General features: G+C 36.3%; 22 protein-coding genes. 11 read left to right on the top strand and 11 right to left on the bottom strand.

The genetic code is table 11. The features are described from left to right. The first annotated feature begins 47 nt into the window (after positions 1-47). The 5 genes from AAEU33_RS06970 (at position 48) to AAEU33_RS06950 (ending at position 2890) form a co-directional block, all read left to right on the top strand. Complete coding sequence (locus tag AAEU33_RS06970) at positions 48-1118, top strand: DUF4407 domain-containing protein (protein ID WP_345991646.1); 1071 nt, start codon at positions 48-50, stop codon at positions 1116-1118. A gap of 89 nt (positions 1119-1207) precedes the next feature. Then, entirely contained in the window at positions 1208-1405 is a 198-nt protein-coding gene (locus tag AAEU33_RS06965; RefSeq protein WP_172280929.1) for a KTSC domain-containing protein, read from the top strand. Between the two features lie 59 nt (positions 1406-1464). Beyond that, on the top strand, positions 1465-1980 hold the full coding sequence (locus AAEU33_RS06960) for a redoxin domain-containing protein (protein WP_345992749.1): 516 nt from the start codon (positions 1465-1467) through the stop codon (positions 1978-1980). Positions 1981-1985: 5 nt separating this feature from the next. Further along, complete coding sequence (locus tag AAEU33_RS06955; RefSeq protein ID WP_172280933.1) at positions 1986-2504, top strand: thioredoxin domain-containing protein; 519 nt, start codon at positions 1986-1988, stop codon at positions 2502-2504. Positions 2505-2713: 209 nt separating this feature from the next. Continuing rightward, entirely contained in the window at positions 2714-2890 is a 177-nt protein-coding gene (locus tag AAEU33_RS06950; protein WP_172280934.1) for a hypothetical protein, read from the top strand. Positions 2891-2995: 105 nt separating this feature from the next. Here AAEU33_RS06950 and guaB read toward each other — a convergent pair whose 3' ends face one another. From guaB to AAEU33_RS06910, 8 genes are all read right to left on the bottom strand, one after another. Next, complete coding sequence (guaB, locus tag AAEU33_RS06945; RefSeq protein WP_172280936.1) at positions 2996-4456, bottom strand: IMP dehydrogenase; 1461 nt, start codon at positions 4454-4456, stop codon at positions 2996-2998. A 167-nt stretch (positions 4457-4623) separates the two neighbouring features. After that, positions 4624-5331, bottom strand: coding sequence for a hypothetical protein (locus AAEU33_RS06940; RefSeq protein ID WP_345991643.1), 708 nt, complete (start codon positions 5329-5331; stop codon positions 4624-4626). Positions 5332-5357: 26 nt separating this feature from the next. Then, the gene (locus AAEU33_RS06935; protein WP_172280939.1) at positions 5358-5858 is read right to left on the bottom strand and encodes a DUF4252 domain-containing protein; all 501 of its coding nucleotides are present in this window, start codon (positions 5856-5858) and stop codon (positions 5358-5360) included. 11 nt (positions 5859-5869) lie between these two features. Further along, a complete protein-coding gene (locus tag AAEU33_RS06930; protein WP_345991640.1) occupies positions 5870-7153 on the bottom strand; it encodes a DUF4252 domain-containing protein in 1284 nt (427 codons plus the stop codon). A 62-nt stretch (positions 7154-7215) separates the two neighbouring features. Beyond that, positions 7216-7884: a hypothetical protein gene (locus AAEU33_RS06925; RefSeq protein ID WP_345991638.1), complete on the bottom strand. Its 669-nt coding sequence runs from the start codon at positions 7882-7884 to the stop codon at positions 7216-7218. Next, positions 7859-8368 carry a sigma-70 family RNA polymerase sigma factor gene (locus AAEU33_RS06920; protein WP_172280942.1) on the bottom strand — a complete coding sequence of 170 codons (510 nt, stop codon included), beginning with the start codon at positions 8366-8368 and terminating at the stop codon, positions 7859-7861. The genes AAEU33_RS06925 and AAEU33_RS06920 overlap by 26 nt, the downstream gene beginning before the upstream one ends. A gap of 98 nt (positions 8369-8466) precedes the next feature. Then, the gene (locus tag AAEU33_RS06915; RefSeq protein WP_345991636.1) at positions 8467-9627 is read right to left on the bottom strand and encodes a GlmU family protein; all 1161 of its coding nucleotides are present in this window, start codon (positions 9625-9627) and stop codon (positions 8467-8469) included. 579 nt (positions 9628-10206) lie between these two features. Then, positions 10207-10458 (bottom strand): type B 50S ribosomal protein L31, encoded by a 252-nt coding sequence (locus tag AAEU33_RS06910; RefSeq protein WP_002976190.1) that lies wholly within the window; start codon positions 10456-10458, stop codon positions 10207-10209. A 185-nt stretch (positions 10459-10643) separates the two neighbouring features. On the opposite strand from AAEU33_RS06910, the gene AAEU33_RS06905 reads away from it, so the two are divergent. The 4 genes from AAEU33_RS06905 to AAEU33_RS06890 all read left to right on the top strand — a co-directional run bounded on the left by AAEU33_RS06905 (position 10644) and on the right by AAEU33_RS06890 (position 15015). After that, complete coding sequence (locus tag AAEU33_RS06905; RefSeq protein WP_345991632.1) at positions 10644-12050, top strand: hypothetical protein; 1407 nt, start codon at positions 10644-10646, stop codon at positions 12048-12050. Then, positions 12050-12376 carry a nucleotide pyrophosphohydrolase gene (locus AAEU33_RS06900; protein ID WP_172280945.1) on the top strand — a complete coding sequence of 109 codons (327 nt, stop codon included), beginning with the start codon at positions 12050-12052 and terminating at the stop codon, positions 12374-12376. Before AAEU33_RS06905 ends, AAEU33_RS06900 begins: the two co-directional genes overlap by 1 nt. 164 nt (positions 12377-12540) lie before the next feature. Next, positions 12541-13758 (top strand): 3-phosphoshikimate 1-carboxyvinyltransferase, encoded by a 1218-nt coding sequence (locus AAEU33_RS06895; protein ID WP_345992747.1) that lies wholly within the window; start codon positions 12541-12543, stop codon positions 13756-13758. Positions 13759-14013: 255 nt separating this feature from the next. Then, positions 14014-15015 (top strand): phosphatidylinositol-specific phospholipase C, encoded by a 1002-nt coding sequence (locus AAEU33_RS06890; RefSeq protein WP_345991630.1) that lies wholly within the window; start codon positions 14014-14016, stop codon positions 15013-15015. Positions 15016-15108: 93 nt separating this feature from the next. On the opposite strand, the gene AAEU33_RS06885 is transcribed toward AAEU33_RS06890, so the two are convergent. From AAEU33_RS06885 to AAEU33_RS06875, 3 genes are all read right to left on the bottom strand, one after another. After that, on the bottom strand, positions 15109-16935 hold the full coding sequence (locus AAEU33_RS06885; protein WP_345991628.1) for an alkaline phosphatase: 1827 nt from the start codon (positions 16933-16935) through the stop codon (positions 15109-15111). A gap of 225 nt (positions 16936-17160) precedes the next feature. Continuing rightward, positions 17161-18669, bottom strand: a complete 1509-nt coding sequence (locus tag AAEU33_RS06880; RefSeq protein ID WP_345991626.1) for a RagB/SusD family nutrient uptake outer membrane protein — start codon at positions 18667-18669, stop codon at positions 17161-17163. Positions 18670-18694: 25 nt separating this feature from the next. After that, on the bottom strand, positions 18695-21583 hold the full coding sequence (locus AAEU33_RS06875; protein WP_345991625.1) for a TonB-dependent receptor: 2889 nt from the start codon (positions 21581-21583) through the stop codon (positions 18695-18697). 418 nt (positions 21584-22001) lie between these two features. On the opposite strand from AAEU33_RS06875, the gene AAEU33_RS06870 reads away from it, so the two are divergent. Both AAEU33_RS06870 and AAEU33_RS06865 read left to right on the top strand, forming a co-directional pair. Continuing rightward, positions 22002-22790, top strand: a complete 789-nt coding sequence (locus AAEU33_RS06870) for an SDR family oxidoreductase (protein ID WP_345991623.1) — start codon at positions 22002-22004, stop codon at positions 22788-22790. A gap of 124 nt (positions 22791-22914) precedes the next feature. After that, a complete protein-coding gene (locus AAEU33_RS06865) occupies positions 22915-24519 on the top strand; it encodes a hypothetical protein (RefSeq protein ID WP_345991621.1) in 1605 nt (534 codons plus the stop codon). Positions 24520-24670: the final 151 nt, after the last annotated feature.

Raw genomic sequence — 24670 nt, 5'->3', positions numbered from 1 at the left:
TAGCATTGGTATGATTTTTAGTATTACTTTTGTATAAATTTTCAATAATGAAAAATCAACAACAAACTATAAATCAGGTGAATCATAAAATAAATTGGTTCCAGAAGTTTCTGATGGTATGCTCCGGAGGAAACATCCATATTTTAAGGAAAACACCAAGTGAATGGAATAAATTTTCGGGTATCGGAGGTATCGTTTTATTTACTGCAGTTTTCGCTACACTTTCCGCAGGTTATGCCATGTATACTGTATTTGATAATATATGGACATCTGTTGGTTTTGGAATTTTATGGGGATTAATGATATTTAACCTGGACCGTTACATTGTTTCCTCCATCAAAAAAACGGGAACATGGTGGAATCAGATACTCATGGCTATTCCACGTCTGGTTTTGGCTACTTTTTTAGGAATTATCATTTCAAAACCTTTAGAGCTTAAAATTTTTGAAAAGGAAGTCAATAAACAGTTGAACACGATCATCCAGCGAAATAAAAAGCAGCTTCAGGGTGAGATGACCGGCAGAATTCTTCAGCAAAGCGGTCCTTTTGAAACTGAGAAAAAACAAATATCAGAAAAGATTGCACAATACCAAAAGTCTTATGATTCGGCAGCTGTAGAGCTAGAAAAAGAAATCCTAGGAAAACAATCAGGCTTAACGAGTGGAAAAGTAGGTTTCGGATCTAATGCCAAAAGAAAACAGGAGCTTAAGGAGCAAAGACGTCAGGATCTTAAGAGTTATCAAAAGCAAGTAGCTCCCAGGTTGGAATATCTGGATAAAGAAATTTCAAAAGTATACACCAATCTGGAAACCGAAAGAAAATCTACTGAAACCTTTGAGGATAAGTTCAATGGATTTGCCGCCCGTTTGCAGGCGCTGGATGAGTTAGGAAAAAATTCCGCAATCATAGGTTTAGCTGCAGCCTTTATTATGGGGCTTTTCATTTGTCTGGAAATTTCTCCTGTACTGGTTAAGCTAATTTCTCATGTAGGCCCCTATGATCATCTACTGGAAAAAACAGAAAATGATTTCCGCCTGTACTCCAAGGAAAAAATTGAAAAAGGCAATACCCTTACCGACTATAGAATCGATGATTTTAAAGAGAATCTAAATAAATAATTTAAATTATATTAAAAAAAAGACCTTTCATATTTACGGAAGGTCTTTTTTATTTATACAATAGGAATATTTTTTGCAGTTACTAAACCATGCCTTCCTCAGTTGTACATAGTTATGAATATTTTCCGGAAACTGAAATACTAAGAATTGTATATCAGTCGGGAGCAGTTTATGATTATTTGAAAGTACCACAGATCATTGTTGATCAATTCAAAGCTTTTACTTCTAAAGGGACATTTCTTAATAAGGTTATCAAAAAGAAATTTAAGTATACCAGAATAAAATAACATTCTGCGTCTTATTTTAACAATAATTTAAGTCGTTATCGGCTATGAATTAATTTCTTATTCCTAATTTTAGTTTTTCATTCAAAGAATTTACAACCAATCACAAAAAATATGATACTACAACAAGGAACCCGGCACCGGATTTTGAACTCCATGCTACTCCCGACCAGAAACTAAAGCGTTCTGATTTTTTAGGAAAGAACCTGATTTTAGTTTTTTATCCTGCAGACTGGAGTCCGGTTTGTGGTGATCAGGTGAGCCTATATAATGAAATGCTTTCCATTTTTCATAAATATAATGCAGATATCCTGGGTATTTCTGTTGACAGCGCCTGGTGCCATGATGCTTTCATGGAAAACAGAAAACTACACTTCCCCCTGTTGGCAGACTTCAACCCCAAGGGAGAAGTTTCAAAAGCTTACGGCGTCTATAATGAAGAAAACGGAACTTCACAAAGAGCACTATTTGTTATTGATCCTGAAGGAATCATCCAGTGGAGCTACTTATCACCCGATGGAATTAATCCAGGAGCTGACGGAATCATTGATGCTTTAGAAAATTTAAAACAAAAATAATATTTATGTCTACTTTAAGAATTCCCATTGGTCCTAACGACCACGTTCAGGGAAATCCAGATACCGCGAAAATAGTTTTAGTAGAATATGGTGACTATCAATGTCCGTATTGTGGACACGCTTTTCCTTTAATAAGAAGATTTGTTCAGGAAAACAGTGATGATGTAGCATTTGTATTCAGGAACTTTCCTTTGACTGATGCCCATGAATATGCCATGGCAGCCGCAACAGTTGCCGAGGCAGCAGGAAAACAAGGAAAATTCTGGGAAATGCACGACCTCATCTATGATAATCAAAATATATTGAACGAAGCACTACTCAAAGAGTGTGTAAAAGTTCTGAAACTGGATGTGAATAAAATCGAAAATGAGATTAACACCGAAGAACTTCAGGCAAAGATTGAGGCTGACTTTGAAGGCGGTGTACGCAGTGGAGTAAACGGCACTCCATCTTTTTTCGTCAATGGACAAAAATGGGAAGATTATGACGGAACGTATGATTCATTCATTGACCTAATTTCTTAGTTTAACGATACTATTTCCGAATAGATTTTGGATAAAAGCCATATTGAGGAATATCATATATTTTCTTCACTGAAATGATCGCATAGAACAATTGAATTTTAAATTATTATTTTCCTTAGTAACTCTCTTTTTTTAAGAAATTCATTCAAATTGTGAAAAAAAAATTTACATTTGATACGTTGTACAAAACCTAAAACAATTAACTTATTATGAAAAATTCAAAAAAAATTTCAAGAGAAAGCTTGAAAACAATTAAGGGAGGATTTAAAATGTGTAATGCTGAGTTACCTAATTTCGGCTGTGGTGATGCAGAGTTTTTCTGCTGTGGACCTGGCGGTTGCAGAAGAATAGCAGATCTTCCACCAGGATCTTGTATTGCACAGTAATTTGTCCTTTTATTCAAAAGTTATTTTATTTATTAAATTACAAATACGGCTGGCTCAATAATGAGCCAGCCGTATTTTTTTATATTAATCTTATTACTACTACAATTATAAGGAATAATTAGGAGCTTCCTGTGTGATAATCACATCGTGCGGATGAGATTCTTTCAATCCACTTCCTGTGATCATGACCATTTTTGTATCTTTCTGTAAAGCCTCAATATCTTTTGCTCCACAGTAACCCATTCCTGCTCTAAGTCCACCGGTTAACTGGAAAATCACATCTTCCAGTTTTCCTTTGTGGGGAACCCTACCTTCAATTCCTTCAGGAACGAATTTTTTAGCCTCACTCTGGAAATATCTTTCTTTTCCTCCTCTTTTCATTGCCGAAAGACTTCCCATTCCCTGGTAAGACTTGAACTTTCTACCCTGGAAAATAATTTCTTCTCCCGGAGCTTCATCAGTTCCTGCTAAAAGAGATCCAAGCATTACCGCTCCTGCCCCACTCGCAATAGCTTTTACAATGTCCCCAGAAAGTTTAATTCCACCGTCAGCAATTACCGCTACATTTTTAGATTTAGCATAATCGTACACATTGTATATCGCAGATAACTGAGGAACCCCAACTCCTGCTACTACTCTGGTTGTACAGATTGAACCCGGGCCAACACCTACTTTAAGAACATTTGCTCCTGCTTTGATCAAATCTTTTGCTGCTTCAGCAGTTACAATATTTCCTCCCACGATATCCAGATCCGGATATGCTTTTCTGATCTCAGAAATCTTATCTAAAACTCCTTTGGAGTGTCCATGAGCCGAATCAATCGCTACAATATCAACACCTGCCTTTACCAGCGCTGCAATCCTGTCCATGGTATCTTCTCCTACTCCTACTCCGGCTCCCACAATAAGGCGGCCATTTTGATCTTTATTCGCATTAGGATACTCCAATTGATTGTCGATATCTTTAATCGTAATCAATCCTACCAATTTATTGTCTTTGTCTACAATAGGAAGTTTTTCAACACGGTTCTTAAGAAGGATTTCTTTAGCCTTTTCAAGATTGGTGTTTTTATCGGAAGTGATCAGATTTTCTTTCGTCATGATCTCCTCAACTTTCATATCAAGATTTTCCTGATACTTAACATCTCTGTTTGTAATGATTCCAATAAGAACATTATTTGGATCTACAACCGGTAAACCAGAAATTTTATATTTGGACATCATTTCTTTAGCCTGAGCTAAAGTATGATCTTTTGAAAGGGTAACTGGATCAGAGATCATTCCATTTTCAGAACGTTTCACACGGTTTACCTGTGCCGCCTGTTCTGCGATCGTCATATTTTTGTGAATGAAACCAAGTCCACCAACTCTTGCTAGTGCAATAGCCAGATCGCCTTCAGTAACTGTGTCCATCGCAGCAGATACTATCGGAACATTCAGGGTAATTTTATCGGTAAGTCTTGATTTTAATGATACCTGGTTAGGTAAAACTTCTGAATAAGAAGGGACTAGAAGAACGTCATCGAAAGTGATGGCTGTCTCTACAATTTTGTTATGAATAGACATCTTTACTTTCTTTGCAAAATTATGCTATTTTAGTGAGATATGAAAATCCTTTTTAATAGTTTAAATAAAAATTAATAATCAATAAGTTAAATCAAAAAACCGCCCTTATATAAAAAGCGGTTTGTACAAAATAAAATGAGTTATATGAACTGAATATGATATATTTTTTATTTAGCCGTGAGCTGTCCCTTTTCGTCGACACTCTCTATATGGGTCTGGTTGTTTTTATCTACATAGATCTTAAGACGTATGCGTCCTTTATCATCCCGTATAAAAAGTCCTACATCGCCATTCGCTGTTTTCCCGGCGAAAAAACGCTCACTCCCCAATTTTCCTTCTTCTTTCAATTTGGCAAAAGCTTTCTTCAGCGCTATTGGGTCATTAAGCTTTTGTAAAGAATCATCAAACCTTATTACTTTTTCGAGCGGGAAATCATCCGGTCTGTCCCAAAGTTTGAGTCCGTATGATCTTTTTTTATCCGCCCCAGTACCTTCACTATATTGAAGTTGCATGATCTGATCCGTTTTCCTCTGGTCTACAGAGTATACCATTCCTGAACCTTTTTCATCGGCATCATATACCAATCCTCCACATTCATCACCTAAAGAATTAAAGAAAATCAGTCCGGCTTCCCTTTCTCTTGCCTTAAGGGATTTATTATTCAGTAAACCCGGATGCTGTCGTTTTTTATTACTGATCACCATTTTTAGTGTTCCGTCTTTTTCGACAATATTAATTCTTTCAACATCAATTTCTTCGAACCTCTGGTGATCATTGCTGCTTTTAAAAGCCAATAAAAACAAAAGAACAAAAGCTACTGTAAGCGATGCTGCATATATCTTCAGCATGCGCACTTCTCTGATTAATTTTTCCATGTAAATAATTTATTGTTAAAAATAAATTATTTATCTGAAGCTGAATTAATGAATTTTGAAATATCATCCGGAGTAAAATTCCCCTTTACATCCACGAATACCAATTCTCTATCTGAATTTACCGTGATCAGCATATTTTTTATGGTTTCCCCGGATTGCTTTACACGAACATTTACATTATCTCCATTATGTTTTATGGTCGCCCAGTCTTCATAATTGTTATTATTAAGATATCTTGCATAATCTGCTAACATCTCCTGATCTCCGTTTTCTACCGTCAATACTTTTATTTTTGATATTTTCTTTACCAACTGAGCGGTAGCCTCACCATCCTCTTCTTCTTTTAATGCTTTTCTGATAAAAGGTTTTGCCAGGAACATGGGTACATTGACGCTTTCAAACTTTGCTCCTTTAAAATCATAGCCTGAGTCCGAAAAGAATTCCATATTAGGTTTGTGTGACACTACACAAGACTGAAGCAAAAATACCGTGCAAGCTGCAAGCAAAATGGTTCGTAAGTTTTTCATGGTCATCAGATTTAGTTTATGGATCTCAGACTTCCACCGGAAACCTTACTGATATTGGAGTCAATTCTCGGGTTTCCTTTATATTTAATGGATCCTCCGGAAGATGCTTTAGCCTTAAGCTTATCCGTTACATTGATGGTAAGACTGGATCCGGATGTAGATTCCACTTCCAGTTCACTTAATCTTAAGTTTTCTGCTTTACAAGATGCACCACTGCTTATATCAATAACTCCGGAAGTTGCCTGCCCTTCAAGTATGGTATCTGACCCACTTGAAGCTTTAACAACGACGGACGAAGTATTAAGACTTACTTTTATACTGGCTCCTGAAGTAGAACTCACGTCTGTGGTACCAGAAACATTAAATTTTCCTTTGATTGTAGATCCTGATGAAGCATCAATATCCATACGGTTCTCCTTTACCGGATTTACTGCTGTAAAGTTTGCTCCGGAAGATGCTTTCACACTACTCATTCTTGGAGAAGAAACATTTACACTTAAGTTTTTAAATCTGACATTTCGTTCGCCCTTATTGTCAACATAAACTTTTAAAATACCATTCTCTACTTTGGTGATTACATATTGAAGCTTATCCGCATCTGCAATAACCTTTACACTTGTCGGGCTTTCCTGCTTATAAACGAGATTTACTCCCGTGCTCACCTGAATTCCTGAGAACTCACCCACATTTCTTGCTTCACCATTCAGGTATGAAGTACTACTCTCTGAAGTAAAGCTGCTTCGTGTAGTATTGGTACTCGAGCTTACTTTTGTTTCACTGGATTTTATAATCTTACTGAGATCATCCATTGATAGTTTCCCATCCAGCATTACTAAAACATTCCCGCCATCACCACTATCAATACTCAACAGGACATCATCCAATATTCCTTCTTTTGCTCCTGAAGATAGAAATTTTATTTTGTTTTCCTTACTATTCACGCTCATTACTTCGCTATAGTTCAGGTTATTTAAATAGGTAGAAATATCTTTATTGATCTGGGAGATATTACTTTGTATTTTTTTACCTCCCGGAGAGTTTACGTTTTCAGGGCTCTCTGTAATCAGAATCTTTAATCCATTAATCTTTGTCAATAATGGTTTGATCTGATCCAGCTGAGAATCATCGATATTCAGACTGCTAAGCATCCCAAACATGGGTTTTGCAATTTTAATAGAAGTTACACCTTCTACCTGCTGGTATTTTTCAAAAAGTTTATCGAATTTGTCATCCTGCCCATATACTGTAAAGAAGTGGGAGAAGGCAAGTGCGAATATTATCAATATTTTTTTCATGAGTCAATTTTTAATTTTAAGCTGATAATTAATACCTGATCAGGGAGTAGTCTCTTTTTTTGTTAATAGTTATCATCCATTACTTTTGGCTGTACTAACTTTTCGCTAACATTATTTGCAAATATTTGAAATGAATATTTAGTCACATTAATAGCCTCTTCAACATTATCGATCCTTTTTCCGTTTACAATAACATAATTGTTATTGTAGCCTGTAGAATCTTTCGAAGCAACATTCAATTTTCTATAAGAAGAATTATCTGTAAATTTTGGTCTTACTTCTTTTTTCAGTCTTCCTCTTTTAGGAAGAATCTCATCCAGAACATCTTTTTCCGCAACTGTGTTTCTCTGAAAGACAGAATCACTTTTTATTGCTGCAATACTGTCTGCACTGTTTACAGCGACCTGTCGTTCTGGTTCATGATTTTCTTCAATGAAATCCTGCTTTTGTTGCTTGATCTGGTTTTCTACCAATTTTGACTGGTCTGTTACCGGAACATTTTGGTAGTAATTGAAGATCAATCCTGCACTTACAAGCAATACTACACTTGCAGCCATCCAGAACCATTTGGGGAAAGAAGTTTTTTTCTTTTCCAGAGGAATGATCTTATGATCATCATTATCTATACCTTCTGCTTTTTGAAGAAAATCTTCAAAATCCCAATTCATCTTTTCTTCCTTCATACCACGGAAGATTTCGTCGTACTTATCTTGAAATTGATCGTTGTTCATAATTCATCAGTTGTGAGATTTGTTCTTTTACTTTTTGTCTTGCACGCATAAGATTGACTCTTACTGCATTTTCCTCCATTTCCAGCATCTCTGAAATTTCAGATACTTCATATTCCTCTACATCTTTCAAATGGATAACCATCTTTTGTTTTTCAGGAAGTTCATTAATAAATCCTATAATATGTTCTTTAAGGTTATTAATATCCATACTGTAAAGTTCCGACCGATGAATCTGCATATCTGCAAAACCAGCCTTCACATCATGATGCTTCAATCTGTTAAGGCATTCATTCCGAACGGATTTTAATGCATAGGATTTTAAATTTCCGAATTGCTCCAGTTCTTCTCTTTTCTGCCAAAACTTTACCATAAGATCCTGCACCACATCTTCTGCTTCATCACTGCTCATGACAAACCTCTTCGCAAAACGATACATCTCGTTTTTGAGAATAAACACCGTATTCTTAAAGGTCTCTTGGGTCATAAGTTTTGTTTCTATGAGTAAGACAATCAAAAATTAAATTCTATTACATCACAAAATAAAAAAACTTCAAAAAAAATGAAGTTTTTTTATAATCAGGGTTAATAGCTGTCAAAAATATATTTTAAAATCCTCTTATCTTCGTCTGTGAGAGTCACTTTTCTTCTGGCCATTGCTCTTTCTGCCACTTCGTAAGCTTTATCCAATTTAAATCGTTCATCTCCCTTAAATCCACCCCAGGAAAAATTCTCTATGAGATTAGGAGGAAAACCTTCTTTAAAAATATTGGAAGCAACACCAATTACAGTTCCTGTATTCAGCTGGGTATTGATTGCTGTCTTGGAATGATCTCCCATGATCAGCCCGGCAAACTGTAATCCTGTATCTTCAAATGCCTTCGTCCTGTAGCTCCAGAATTTTACTGTTCCGTAGTTATTTTTCATATTTGACGAATTGGTATCCGCTCCAAAATTACACCACTCCCCGATTACCGAATTTCCGACAAATCCTTCATGACCTTTACTGGAATACCCGAATACAATAATATTATTAACCTCTCCTCCTATTTTACACTGAGGTCCAATGGTGGTTGCACCATAAATTTTTGCCCCCAGATTAAATTTAGAATCATCACAAAGGACAATAGGACCACGAAGATGGCAGCCTTCCATTATTTCCGTATTCTTTCCGATATAAATCTTTCCGGTTTTTGTATTGAGTGTTGAGAATTCTATCTGTGCCCCTTCTTCAATAAATAAATCTTTTTTATCTCCTAAGAATCCATTGGTGGAAGAAAGTTCCTGAGAGGTTCTTCCTTTGGTAAGGAGATCAAAGTCAAAATCAATCGCTTTATGATTATAGGTAAACAGGTCTTTAGGTTTTTTAAAGAAAACAAGTTCTTCTTTGATATCAGTCATTTTTTCAATCTGATTCAGGGAAAACCCTTTCATATTGATTTTTGCCGCAATCAATTCGTCTTCGTATACTAAAGCTTCACCTTGCTTAAGGTCTTTTATTTGTTGCAGGACCTGCTCAGTAGGTAGAAAATTAGTAACGAGAAAAAGACTTTCTTTTTCTTCCGGGTTTTTAAATTTTTCCTGAAGGTAATTTTCTGTGAAATAGGAAATTTCAGAGTTTTCCAATAATTTCTGCCATCTCTCTGAAAATGTCAGGATTCCGCAACGCATTTCTGCAATGGGGCGGGTAAAAGTAAGGGGAAGAAAGTCTTCCCAATATTGTGCATCTGAAAATACTAATTGCATTTTTAAGAAGTTAGAGGTTAGAAGTTAGAAATTAAAGGCTTGAAACTGGAAGTAATACCGTACTTGGTGGTGTTATTTTCCGGATATGAGCTCCTTATTTCTACTCAGAACAAAAATACAAAAACATATGAGAAATCAGAAAAGGTATTTCGGGGATGCGGACCAAAGTATGAAGTGCGAGCGTAAATGCTGATCTTATCTTTTAATAAATGCCCGCTGCAATTTCGGTAGAAATCTGTTTTTTAATGATCAAAGTGAGCATTGTTAGTTACTTACTATATATTATATTTTAGACCTCTGATCTTCTCAGATTCATACAGATTTTTGCATTTGTTTCATGAACCCTTGTAGACTTTTGTAAAAATATGATTGTGAATTTATAATATTGACAACTGTCTATCATTTATCATTAATAAACCTAGCCCCGATAGAAACGGATACCCCGCAACAAGTATTGGATTTGCCCTGGCGTGAGGAGTAAGAGTGGATAGCGGGAAAAAGCTCCTAAAAAGAATCTCACCTCATAAAAAAAGTCTTCCAAAATTTTGGAAGACCTTAATATCTTTAAATGTCAAAAAATTACTTAGCGAATTTTTTGTATTTATTCATAAATTTATCTACTCTACCAGCAGTATCTACTAACTTTACTTTACCAGTGTAGAAAGGGTGAGAAGTAGAAGAGATTTCCATTTTGATCAAAGGGTACTCTTGTCCTTCATACTCGATAGTGTCTTTTGTTTCTGCAGTAGACTTGCAAAGAAACACCTCGTCGTTACTCATATCTTTGAAAACAACAAGTCTATAATTTTCTGGGTGAATTCCGTTTTTCATAATACAATTTTTAAAAAAATTAAAGTTTGCTTTCGAAATAGTAATGGATATTTCTCTGCTAATTTTAGGCTGCAAAAATACAATATTTTTTCTAATATCCAAATAGCTAGTCCAATATTTTTTTCTTGATAAGAAATTTAAAGTATTTTCGTTAAATTTGGAATCTATATTAAACTTTAATTTCGATGAAATTCAAATTATTACTGGCTTTTTCTTTCTGGATGCTTCTGATGGCGGTATCATGTAATAAAGATGATATCAGCTTTGATGCTCCTTCACAGCAATTAAGATTTTCCAGGGACACTGTGTTTTGTGATACGGTTTATCACCAGGTCCGCTCTGAAACTTATGTTGTAAAAGTATATAATAATGAAGACAAAGATATTTCTATTCCCAGAATTAATCTTGAAAAAGGAGCAGCTTCTTTATATAAAATCAATGTAGACGGAAAGGCAGGATACGATTTTAAAGATGTTCCCCTGAGAAAAAAAGACAGTCTTTATATTTTTGTTGAAATTGCCCCACAAGCTACCGGTCCGGAGGCTATTGCTGAAGACCGTGTGATATTTACAAGTCCAGCGGGACAACAGCATGTCACTTTATTTTCTGTGGTTCAGGATGCTGAATTCTTTATCCAGACTCCAACCAACCCTAATGTGATCAGTAATCATACAACCTGGAGTAACACAAAAGCGAAGATTATTTATGGTGACCTTACGATAAATCCGAATGTTACCTTGGATATTCAACCCGGCACCAAAGTATATTTCCATAAAAACAGCGGAATGAAAGTAGGCACAGGTGCTACATTAAATATAAACGGAACCTTGAACAATGAGGTTGTTCTTCGGGGTGACAGGAATGATCCGTACTATGATACTATTCCTAAAAACTGGAATTCAATCCGTATGGAAGCAGGATCTACCCTCAATATGAATTACGGAAGACTTTTCGGAGGAACAAGAGGACTGGAGATGAAGCAGACGAATGCCACAATCAGCAATTCATTTATTCATACATTTCAGGAATATGGTATATATGCTGTAAATTCAACAGTGAATGGTAAAAATCTTGTTATGAATAACTGCGGGGAATCTGCAATAGGTATTTTTAAAGGAGGAAACCATAACTATACACATGCTACCATAGCCAATTATTCGAAAACGCTTTCTTCTTCCAACCGTAACGGAATTTTTGCTACCAATGAGTGGAAAAATGATGCTGGGCAAACAGAACAAGGCGCATTACAGCTTAATGTGAGAAACACTATTGTGTATTCCGACAGGGATAATTCAATTAATTTTGAACAAACTCCAGGACAGTTATTTAATTTTCAGTTCCAAAACTGCCTGCTAAAGTATTCAAACACTTCGGAAGCCGGCTTTAACTTTGACAGCAATACTAATGTCATTCAGAGTTTAAAAAATGAAGACCCGCAATTTGTCAATTATTTTATTGCTCATCAGAATTTAAGAGTTAAGACTACCTCCCCGGCTAAAAATAAAGGAAATGTTGCAGTAGCAGCAACGGTTCCAACAGATATAGCCAATGTATCGAGAACTACCCAACCAACTCTTGGAGCTTATCAGTAATGGAAATAACGAATTTACAACAGCAGGTTGATGAATGGATAAAAACAATTGGTGTCCGTTATTTTAATGAACTTACCAATATGGCAATGTTGACAGAGGAGGTAGGTGAAGTGGCCAGAATTATCGCGAGGCGATATGGTGAGCAAAGTGAAAAAGAAAGTGACAAAAGTAAAGATTTGGGTGAAGAATTGGCGGATGTCCTTTTTGTAACCTTATGCCTTGCCAATCAAACAGGGGTAAATCTACAGGAAGCTTTCGACAAAAAAATGAAGCTAAAAACGGATCGCGATAAAGACCGACATCAGAATAATGAAAAACTGAAGTAAAGATTTCAGATATAATATATACAAAGGACTTTACTTAGCTTATCATCTGCTTTTAAAAGACTGAGTCTTATCAGAATAATAAAATTGAAACAGAGACTACGTTAATGATAACAGACAATAACCGTCTGAAATCTGATGACTTAAATCTGAAACCTATAGAAATAATGAAGTTAGAGAAATCAAAATTAGAAGGAGATCAAACCATACAAATCAGCGGTTCGAAAAGTATTTCGAATCGTTTGTTGATTTTGGAAAGCCTGTTTAATAACATACAAATCGGAAATCTTTCCAATTCCCAGGACACAGAAATGCTTACGAAAGCCTTATCAGAAAATTCTGAAGTGGTGGACATTCATCATGCCGGAACCGCCATGCGCTTTCTTACTTCATATTTTTCTATCCTCGAGGGCAGGGATACTATCCTTACCGGATCCGGAAGAATGAAAGAAAGGCCTATCAAAAACCTGGTCAACGCTTTGCGTGATCTGGGAGCAGATATTGAATATATGGAGAACGAAGGTTTTCCTCCTTTAAGAATTAAGGGTAAGAGGATCACACAATCTGTGGTGAATGTTCCTGCCAATATTTCCAGCCAGTTTATTACTTCTTTACTTCTTATTGCAGGGAAGCTGGAAAATGGCTTGGAGATCAATCTTGTCGGCGATATCACATCGAGGTCTTATATAGAAATGACGCTTGATATTATTACCAGATTTGGTATCAATGCTACTTTTACGGGGAATGTGATTAACGTAGAACCTTTTGCAAACCCATCTTCTGTTATCCATTATGAAGTAGAAAGTGACTGGAGCTCTGCTTCATACTTTTACTCTATCTGTGCATTGGGAAGGAAAACTATTCATCTGAAAAGCTTCTATAAACAATCCACTCAGGGAGATTCTGCAATAGCAAACATCTATGAGAAGTTCTTTGGAATTACAACGACTTTTTCGGAAGAAGAACATAAAATTACTTTAAAGGCTGATCCTTACTTTTCTTTTCCGGAAAAAATTGAACTGGACATGAACGACTGCCCCGATATTGCGCAAACTCTTTGTGTAACGGCAGCTGCATTAAAAATTCCTTTCGACATTTCAGGTCTGGGCACCTTAAGGGTTAAGGAAACAGACAGACTACAGGCTTTATATAACGAACTAAAAAAAATAGGAACCGACACTGAAATTACAGATTTCACAATCAAATCAGTGAGTTTTGGAGAACCAGAAGAAAATATCTCGATCAAAACTTATCAGGATCATAGGATGGCCATGAGTTTTGCTCCATTCTGCCTGATCAAAGAGCTTACTATAGAGGAAGAAAATGTGGTTGAAAAATCGTATCCTATGTTCTGGAAAGATCTTTCCACAATTCTTATATCGTAATGTAAAGAATATTTCAAACGGCAACAAAACGACGGTCCTTTCATCAGATCGTCGTTTTGTGTTTATATGGACAATACGCTACTCAAGTTAATTTAGAAAACAGACGATTTTTGCAATTTCAGCAATTCTGTAATTTTTGCCTTTTAGGAGAATTTCTACATTTAAACATCATAACTTAATTATCTATTAAAATTCATTTAACTCCCTTATAATAGATATATGCTTATTTTAGGTTTAAATAAAAATATTTAAACTATGTCCAAATTTAATGTGAGACATCTTGCGATTCTCCTTCTCGGTATTACAGCTACCTCAACAATGCTTTCTTCATGTTCAGAAAATCTAACCGCTATGAACTCTGATGATAAGAACTTCAGTATTCAGGCAAAGAATACCGGTAAAGTTACTCTGGCCACTATTGGTATAAGCAACTGGATGTCCGGATTAGAGGATAATACTTCCCTTTCTAAAATTTCTATCCCCGGCACTCACGATTCAGGAGCAATGAGAGAGGTTCCTTCAAACAGTGGTACGGCAAAGACCCAAAACCTTACCATCAGCGAGCAACTCAATGCAGGAGTTCGTTTTCTGGATGTCCGTTGCAGACATATTGATAATTCTTTTGCTATCCACCATGGTGCTATTTATCAGAATTTAAATTTTGATGATGTTCTTAATGCATGCTACTCATTTTTAGACAGTCATCCTACAGAGACCATCATCATGTCTGTAAAAGAAGAATATAATGCTTCGAATACAACAAGAACCTTTGAGAAAACATTTGATTCTTACATCGAGAAAAACCCTTCAAGATGGGATCTTGGAACTCATATTCCTACTTTAGGATCTGTGAGAGGAAAAATAAAATTACTAAGAAGGTTTTCAGCAGAAACAGCTAAAGGAATTGATGCTACATCATGGGCAGATAATACAACCTTTGAAATCAATAATTCCAATGCTTCATTAAAAGTTCAGGATTATTATCAGGTAAGTAATAATGATGATAAATGGAATAAGATTTCTGCTCTTTACAATGAGGCTAAAAATGATATCAGCAGTAAACTTTTTATTAATTTTACAAGTGGTTACAAACCCTTAATATTTGGAATTCCCAGTATTCCTACAGTTTCCAATACTATTAATCCTAAACTTAAAACTTTATTTCAGAACAGCCCACAGGGAACTTACGGAATAATGCCAATAGATTTTGTCAGTGCAGAACTCTCAGAATTGATTATTAAAACTAACTTCAACTAGATTTCTTAAAAAAACTGAAAAATAAAATCGCAGCCTTTATTGATTAAAGGCTGCGACTTTTTTAATGATTATTACATTATTCCAATAAAAGCTTTACTTTTTTATTCCGTACGCGCTGAGTATTTTACTAAAGATCTCAGTATTTTCAAACAATCCTGTAAATTCTTTAGAATTGGGGCCATAAGCAAATACAGTAGATGGAATGGAAGTATGGTCATTGGTGCTGAAATTTCCGAAAATCCATCCTTCTTTAAGACTTCCGTCAAGAAGTGAGAGTCCTCCGGTTTCATGATCCCCTACAACAATCACCAATGTTTCTTTATTTTCATCCGCAAACTTCATGGCTTTTCCTACCACATGATCGAAGTCTAATAATTCTGTAACAAGCTGCTCAATATTATTACTATGTCCACCGCCATCTGTTTGGGATGCCTCAACCATCATGAAGAATCCATTTTTATTTTCTTTTAGATCATTGAGGGTAAGGTCAAAGGCATCGGCTAACCAATTTCCTCTTCCTTCGGTTATTCTTTTTGAAGCCAGAGGATCAATGATCAATGTTCGGTTATTGATTTTCTTCACAGATTTTAGATCCTGGTAAGTATCTATTTTTGCTTCTTTAATTTTCAAAACATTATCCGGCGTCAATCCACTGGTAGGACCGCCAATCAGAATCTTGGTTTTGGAATTCACAAAGCCTTTCAGGATTGGCTCCGAGCTATTTCTGTTATCTGAATGTGCATAAAAATCCGCGGGTGTAGCATCTGTGACGTCTCCGGTAGAAATTAATCCTGAAACCTTTCCCTGGCCGGCAATGATATCCGGAATTTGTGCAATAGAATTGCCTCTTTCATCAACTCCAACGAAGGTATTCTTCGTCTTCACTCCCGTAGCAAAAGCTGTTGACCCCGGAGCAGAATCCGTAATATAAGCATTGGACGAATTGGTCTTAGACAATCCGGTAGCCTTGATATTAAATACATTTAACTTTCCTTTATTTGCTGTAAAGGCAGCATAATACTGGGGCAAAGAGGTACCATCCGGAATTAAAAGAATCACATTTTTAACATTCTTAACCACTCCATCCGTTTTGTAGGTAGGTGCATATGTAGTGTATTCTTTGGTATTTTTATAAAAATTCCTAGGAATGGTATTGAGAAATTTTTTCAGATCGGGAATGTGATCGGTATTGATATAATCCACTCCCAAATCTATAAAATTCACCCATGCATTAGGGAAATCCGGAGCTCCGTAAAAACGTACTGGCTTTTGCCGGCCATGAGCAGCCTCCACTGCCTTTTTTATATTTTCGGTTTCTTCATCTCTGGGGATTCCCTTTCCATTCCACTTTACCAGCCCCTGCAAATCTGCACTGAATAGTCCTACTCTTCCAAGCTCGTCAGAAGTATATTTTTTATCAAGATCCCCATCAAAAAAAAGATAATCCGGATAATTTTTGAAATCAGAAGGCTGAGGTCTGTTACCGGTTATTACAATTTTGACTCCGGAATTACCCGTAATCTCAGGATATTTTTTCAACGTTGCTAACAAAGCATTGAGACTTGTTTTATAATCTTGCTTAATATCAATAAGCAATTGTAGTTTTTTAGAAGAATCCGGATAAATCTTTCCTTTATTGAGTTTGATTTGTTTTGAAATATTGTCCAGGTAGAGGCTTTCCAATGTCCTGTCAGGAGATAATTCTTTTTCTGTATGGGCTACCCACAGCTTGCCATTAACAAGAAAAACATCTGCTTCAACAGAACCGAAGTTTGCATAATATGCCTCCCAGAATGGTACTTTCTGTTCATAATCATTATGTGAGTGCGCATTGCTTACAGTATAGTTCAGATAATTCTGCGCCTGATTTTGTGAAAAAATGGCGGTGGCTAACAAAGCCCATATTTTTATTTGTTTCATAATATTTTAAAAAGACCTGTTTAAAGGGTTTAGAGACTGAAAGCAAAAAGGCAATCTGTTCAATTGTGATTTCTATTTTTGCATTGTTCATCTTTATCAAGATAAAAAAATTCAATATCCCTTCGTTTCAATCTGAAACCAATGATGACCATAAAAAATAAAAGTTTAAACTATACCACTGCATAGTTTCAGCAATGGTATAGTTTATCATTATTAGCTAAAGTTTTACCAGCCTTGGTTTTGTTTGATGATCCCGTGACTGTTAACGATTTCAACCTGTGGCACTGCCCACACATTATGAACCGAAGGATTGAAATTTCTGGCAGCCCATACTACCTGTCCATTAATTCCATGTAAAGGCTGTGCATAAGTACTTTGAGCATCCCCCCAACGCACAAGATCCCGGTGCCTGTCAGCCCATTCACCTGCCAATTCGCAACGTCTTTCGTGCTTCAGGTCAGCCAATGTGCATCCGTTTTTCGAGGCTAATCCTGCACGGTTACGGATCATATTAATTTCCTGGTCCGCATTCTGTCCCATCATAATTTTTGCTTCTGCTTTGATCAGAATAACTTCAGCATAACGCATAATCGGAACAGCAAGGTCGGTACACGGATAATCTCCATTAGCGCTTACATGCCCACTGTTTAATGCGTACTTAAATGCATCCATATATTTATTAAACTGATATCCTGTAAGAGAATTGATAGAAGCATATGTTCTTACACTTCCGTTAAACGTGAACTGATCTCCCAATTTCAGAATTGTTGCACTTCTTCTTAGATCTCCGGCTTCATATTCATCATATAATTCTTTGGTAGGTTGAAAATATCCCCAACCATTATACAATCCCCATCCTTTATTTTCAAGCATAACGCCAGGAAGAATACTACCTACCGAATTAAATTTAGGGGTACTCGGTATAGACCATATATATTCAGAGCTGTAATTATTTTCAGCTTTGAAAACATCAGCGTAATTATTCAGTAGATTTCTGTTTCCTTTTGTCATTACTTCATTCGCCCAAAATGCAGCATTTTGCCAGTCTTTCATAAATAAATACACTTTCGCCAGAAGTGCCCACGCAGCCACCTTGTGAGGTCTTCCGAAGTCTTTTGCCAGCAGTTCTTCCTGTGCAGGCAATAATTCTGCGGCCCTCTTAAGATCGGTTACAATATAATTGTAGTTCTCCATTACATTGGCCGCTCTCGGGATCGGATTAGGATCGGCTTCTTTATTTCTATCGATAATAGGAACTCCAGCTTTGTCATTTCCATAGTTATATGCCAATTCAAAATACATCCGGCTGCTCATAAATAAAGCCTCTCCCAGATATTTATTTTTTACCGCAGCTGTAGTCTGAATATTATCGATGTTCCGAATGACACGGTTTGCAACACCTATTACATTGTATCTTTTATTCCACTGAGTTTCTAGATCACCTGCAGCAATATAATTACTGCTGAAATTCTTTGCATTATCGGCTTCACTTTTTGATCGTCCTGTAACCATATCATCGCTGGCATTAATGAACCAGAATAAACCTCTCCCATAAAACTCACTATCGGACAAAGGCTTATACATAGCATTAGCTCCGGTGATCAGATCATTCTCTGTTTTCCAAAAACTTGCCTCGGTAGGTGTACCTTCCGGCTGAACATCTAACTCGTTTGTACAGGATGAAAGCACGACTGCAATCCCTGATATCCAAAATATATTTTTTAAAAATTTCATCTTTTCTTTTTTTAGTGTTAAAAAATTACAATCCTATTTCCACCCCGAAAATAAATGAGCGAGCCTGAGGATATCTTCCGGTATCCACTCCATACGTATCCATTCCCACTTCTGGATCAAAGCCTGTATATTTGGTGATGGTAAACAAATTATTTGTTGTTATATAAATTCTCAGCTTTGTCACATCAAGCTTTCCATACAATTCTTTAGGCAAAGAATAACCGATGGTAAGGTTTTTCAGTCTTAAGTAGGACCCATTTTCTACGTAGAAATCCGATACTTTAGAGTAATTCCCGCTTGGATCTCCCTGAACGAGTCTAGGTATATCCGTATTGGTATTTTGTGGTGTCCATGCGTTAAGAATTTCCCTGTCCATATTGTAGTTCTGTCCTGTTCCTCCCGGATTTAATGAAATAAACTTCAGTCCGTTGAAAATTTTATTCCCGTACACTCCCTGAAAAAATACATTGAGGTCAAAATTTTTCCAGGTCATATTACAGGAAAGTCCGTACGAAAACTTGGGATAGGGATTTCCGAGATTTACAAAATCATCATTATTCAGCACTCCTGTATTTCCTTCTTTTTTCAGGAACTTGATGTCTCCCGGCTTAGCATTGGGCTGGATGAGATTTCCGTTCGCATCCTTATAATTATTGATCTCTTCCTGTGTTTGGAAAATGCCTCCGGTTTTGTATCCGTAGTAGGAATACAAAGACTCTCCTACCCTTATACGGGTGGGTTTCAATACTCCACGCACTCCATTGCTGTTAATAAAAATCTCATTAACATCGGCCAGCTGCTTCACCGTATTTTTTAGTTGACTAAATGTTGCTCCTATTGAATAGGAAAAGTCTCCTGTACTTCTGCTGTTATAATTAATTCCCAACTCATAGCCTTTATCCTGAAATAAACCAGCATTTACATATTGATTATTATAGGTAGCAGTACTTGGTAAACTTACATTGAATATCTGGCCTTTGGAATTTTTGGTAAAATAATCAAACTGTAAAGAAAGGCTGTTTTTAAGAAAAGAAGCATCCAATCCAAAATTCGTCTGTTCCGATTTTCCCCACTTCAAATTCGGATTGGGTCTGGTAGTAGCATAATATGCAATGTTTTGAGAAGGGTCCTGCCCGAAAATCACATTATTATCCCTGATCATTAAAGGATTAACAGCCTGAGGTGAAATCCCTCCTAGATTTCCCAGTATCCCGTAGCTGCCTCTTAATTTTAAGCTTGAAAGCCAGGAAATGTCTTGTAGAAAATTTTCCCTGGACATTATCCAGGCTCCTGAAAGAGCATAATAATTGGCAAATCGGTTTTGCTTCGCAACTAAGGATGATCCATCCCTTCTTCCCAATACACTGATCACATATTTACCGGCATAGTCATAATTGATCCTGGCAAGATAGGATACCAGGGATTGCTGGTATTTATAACTGGAAACATCTTTATTGGTATCCGCAGCATTCTGAAGGTGTTGAAAAACTTCTACTTCGCTTCGGAAATCATAGGCTTTCGCCAGGAAACCTTCATCAATTGTTTTCTGAAATGTAAAACCACCCAGAAAATCAAAATTATGCTTGTCAAGAGCTATTTTATACGTAAGAAGCTGTTCTGCAAGGGCTGTCGAAGAGTTGTTGGACTGATACTCGAGATTGTTGGTATCGAAAATCTTTCCCACTTCCAAAACTCTGTATATAAAATTCTTAATAGTCCCTATTTTAAATGTCTGAGAAAAATTCGACCGGAACTTAAGATCTTTAGCTAAAGTAACCTCAGCATAAGGATTGATGAGAATTTCATGGGTAGGATTTCTTATGCTGATTCTTTGCAGATAGGCTACCGGATTGATCATATCTCCATAACCTCCAGCCACATCAATTGGTAATCCTGAAAAGGCTCCCGTCGGAGTATATACAGGAACATTTGGCGGATAATACATCGCGGCTACCAATGCCCCTGTATATCCACTTTTGGTATCCGCGGTATTTCCATCTGAGTAATTATAATACATATTTTCTCCGATGGTTAACCAATCCTTGATCTTATGCTCAGAATTAACTCTGAAATTATATCGTTTTGCCTGGGTATTCAATAATATTCCTTCCAGATTCCTATGGTTCATCCCAACAAAAAAACGGGATTTTTCACTTCCCCCACTTACGTTAAGATTATATTCCTGGATCGTTCCCGTACGAAAAATTTCTTTCATCCAGTCGGTCCTTGTTACTCTTCCATCCGGATATTTATCCGCATTAAATGCCAAAGGTAAACTGCTTAGTTTACCTGCATTCTCAAAGGCCTGACGCATCACATCCTGAAATTCAGCAGCATTTAATGATTCTTTCAACCTCCACGCTTTATTAACACCATACTTCACATCAAAATCTACGGTCAGCAATCCTTTCTTCCCCCTTTTTGTGGTTATAAGAATTACTCCTCCGGAAGATCTTGCTCCGTAAATAGCTGCAGAAGCATCTTTAAGTACAGATATATCCTGAATGTCATTAGGGTTAATAGCCGGAGTTCCGTTAAACACCACACCATCCACCACATAAAGTGGGGTTTCACCGTTGATTCCTCCTAAACCACGGATATTTACCTTCGGGGAGCCGTTTGGATCTCCACCCTCGTTAACAACGGTTACTCCCGGAGCTTTTCCCTGAAGGACCTCACCGATGCCGGATAGTGATCTTGAAGTGAGCTTATCTAATGAAGCTTCGGAAACAGCACCGGATACTTTACTCTTTTTCTGTGTTCCGTATCCTACGACGACGACCTCATCGATTGATTTTTCTTTTAAGCTGTCTTTTTTCTGAGATAGCAACACCGGAGACATACACAGTGCGCCGATTAGTAGTCCGCGGCCTGTTAAATAGGCCACCGAGACAGGAGTTTTCAGTACAGTCATTTCATGCTTTTGATTTCGGATGCAAAATTAGAACAGCATACTCCTTAGGGTTATTAACATTTTTTTATATTTCTATTAAGAAATAGTTTTTCAATCGGTTAAAACCCGTACATAAAATACTACATATCAAATAAATATTGATAAAATAAACATTAATTACGTATTCCCTACATCATTAAGGTTAAGTTTATTTTAAGTTTTATCCCTGTAACAAAAGTGTGTATCAATCTATCCACCTATTGGTATTTATCTTTAGTCTGTATTTTCAGGAAGAATAAGTTACAGAGTTCATTATTCTTTTTTTTACATTTGCTGAAAATACGAGTCCGGTGCTGTCTGATGAGGAATATAAAAAACTTGTCAATAATCAGTAGCCGGAAAATATGAATAACAACAATTCTAAAAGCAATAAAAAGAAATGACCATTATCATCACCGGAACTTCATCAGGAATTGGTTTCGTTTTAGCAGAATATTTGGGAAAGAAAGGACATCATGTATATGGATTGAGCAGAAAACATACTGAAAGTCAATATTTCAAGTCTATTCCTACCGATATTACAGATAACACAGCAGTGGGCAATGCCATAACTGAAATCTTAAAAACAGAAACAAGAATTGATGTGCTGATCAATAATGCCGGGATGGGAATGGTAGGAGCTGTAGAAGATTCTTCGAAAGAAGATATCCTGAAGCTGTTCAACCTTAACCTGGTAGGCTCTGTTCAGATGATGAGTGCAGTAATGCCTGTAATGCGTAAACACAAATTCGGAAAAATCATTAATATATCGAGTATCGGAAGTGAAATGGGACTGCCATTCAGAGGATTTTACTCGGCTTCGAAATCGGCTTTGGATAAGGTTACTGAGGCAATACGTTATGAGGTATATCCCTGGAACATCGATGTATGCTCTCTCCATTTAGGAGACATCAAAACCAATATTGCAGAAAACAGGGTGAGAACTAAAGTTTCCGAACCTTATAAAAGTGTCTTTGATAAAGTGTATGCATTGATGAATTCTCATGTCGGTGACGGAACAGAACCATCAGAAGTCGCAGAATATATTGAAAACCTTCTGACAAAAAATAAGTGGAAAGCCCATTATTATTTTGGAAAATTCGGTCAGAAAATAGGAGTTCCTTTGAAATGGATTCTTCCACAGGGAACTTATGAAAATTTAATGAAAAAATACAATAAACTGGATTAATTCCGGTTAGTATTGAGTGAGGAAAGGAAAAATAATAAAATCGTTAAATCTATAATTGCAAAATTGTGATTGAGCGGCAATTTTCACTTCACCGGATTTCTGAATGGTTTAAATAAATGGAGTATTGAAGTTATTTCTGAAAATATTTTTTGTATTGTTTTGCGTTTTTGTTCAGGCGCAAAAAAAAGTCTATTGGCTTACAGATACCCAAACCAAACAAACAAAAAAAGTAAAAGATTCCGCTTCGGCAGTAAAATTCCTTGACTCTCTGGCTCAGAACAACTATTTTTTCACCCAGCTTAAGGAGGTGAAAGTAAAAGGGGATAGTACGGAGATCATTTATGATAAAGGAAAAAACTTCAATGAAACATATGTCAGTATCTCAGATTCAATTGTAGGTAAACTGAAGATCAAAAAAGATTTTTTTACTAAAAATTTAGATTCAACCAAAAAGAGCATTAATAAAAGGTACGTTGATGACGGGTATTCATTCAGCCGGATCAAGTCCAAATACAAAGGCCAGAAGAACGGCTATCCAATGGTTGAACTTGAAATCAACAAGAATGATAAAAGAACGATCGATGGTTTTGTTGTAAAAGGATATGAAAGAGTTCCTAAGCGATTTATCAAAAACCTTGAAAAAGATTTTAAAGGAAAAACCTATGATGATAAGAATCTGATTGCAATTAATAAAAATTTCCAGAGTCATCCGTTTGTTTCACTGGAACGCCCTCCTCAAACGCTCTTTACAAAAGATTCCACGCAGATCTACTTGTTCATGGAAAAGAAAAAAACCAATACGTTCGATGGGGTTATTGGTTTCGGGAATGATAAAACGGACAAGTTCACATTGAACGGAACATTGAATGTGAACTTCAGGAATATGTTCAATGGTTTTGAAACGATCAATTTATATTGGCAGCGAAATCCTGACAAAGGACAAACTTTTGACTTACAAACAGATATTCCGTATCTCTTTAAATCGAATGTCGGCCTCAATATGAAGGTCAATATCTTCCGGCAGGATTCAACATTTGCGAATGTAAAGTTACTCCCTGCATTATACTATCACATCAACAACAGGTATAAAGTAGGTCTCAGAGGAACTTTTGAAACATCAAGTATTATCGACACTTTATATGTTCAGGGAAAAGATTACAACAAAAAAGGGATCGGAGTATGGCTTGATATGACGGAGCCTACTGACATCGATCTTTTCCTCTACAAAACAAAAATAAACGCCGGTTACGATTTCCTTACGACAACATATACTAAAGATAATATTAAAGCCAATCAAAATCAGTTCTACTTTTTCGGGGAACATAATTATCATATTTCAGGCAATCACTTCCTCAACATAAAGGCAGAGGGTGCGATGATGGATTCAAAAATAGAATTTTCAGCTAACGAATTGTACCGCTTTGGAGGATGGAATTCCATGCGTGGGTTTAATGAAAAATCCCTTGCCGCTGATTTTTACTATTATGCCGGGTTAGAATACCGCTATCTGATCGGAAGCCAGGCATTCTTTGATTTCTTTGGACAATATGGGCAGCTTAACAATAAATCCTTAAATGTAAAACCCAAGCTATACAGTGTTGGATTAGGATTTAATTTCTTTATTCCGATAGGGCTCATGAGCTTCCAGATTTCAAACGGTAATGAGTTCGGAAATCCATTCAAGTTTAATGACATTAAAATTCACTGGGGGATCTTAAGCAGATTCTAATGAAAAATGCTTTTTTTACTTAAAAAAAACAACCATTTATAGTAAAGTAAAAAAGTGATATATCTGGCTTTTCTGTTTTATAATTATATTAACTTTTCTTGATACAGATCACCAAATGATATTTTTATCTTAATATATCATTAAGATATAG

It is taken from the genome of Chryseobacterium sp. Chry.R1, from assembly GCF_039645525.1.
Classification (GTDB): Bacteria; Bacteroidota; Bacteroidia; order Flavobacteriales; family Weeksellaceae; genus Chryseobacterium; species Chryseobacterium proteolyticum.
The sequence above is the reverse complement of the archived record's forward strand: the minus strand, read 5'-3'. Positions and strand labels throughout refer to the sequence as shown.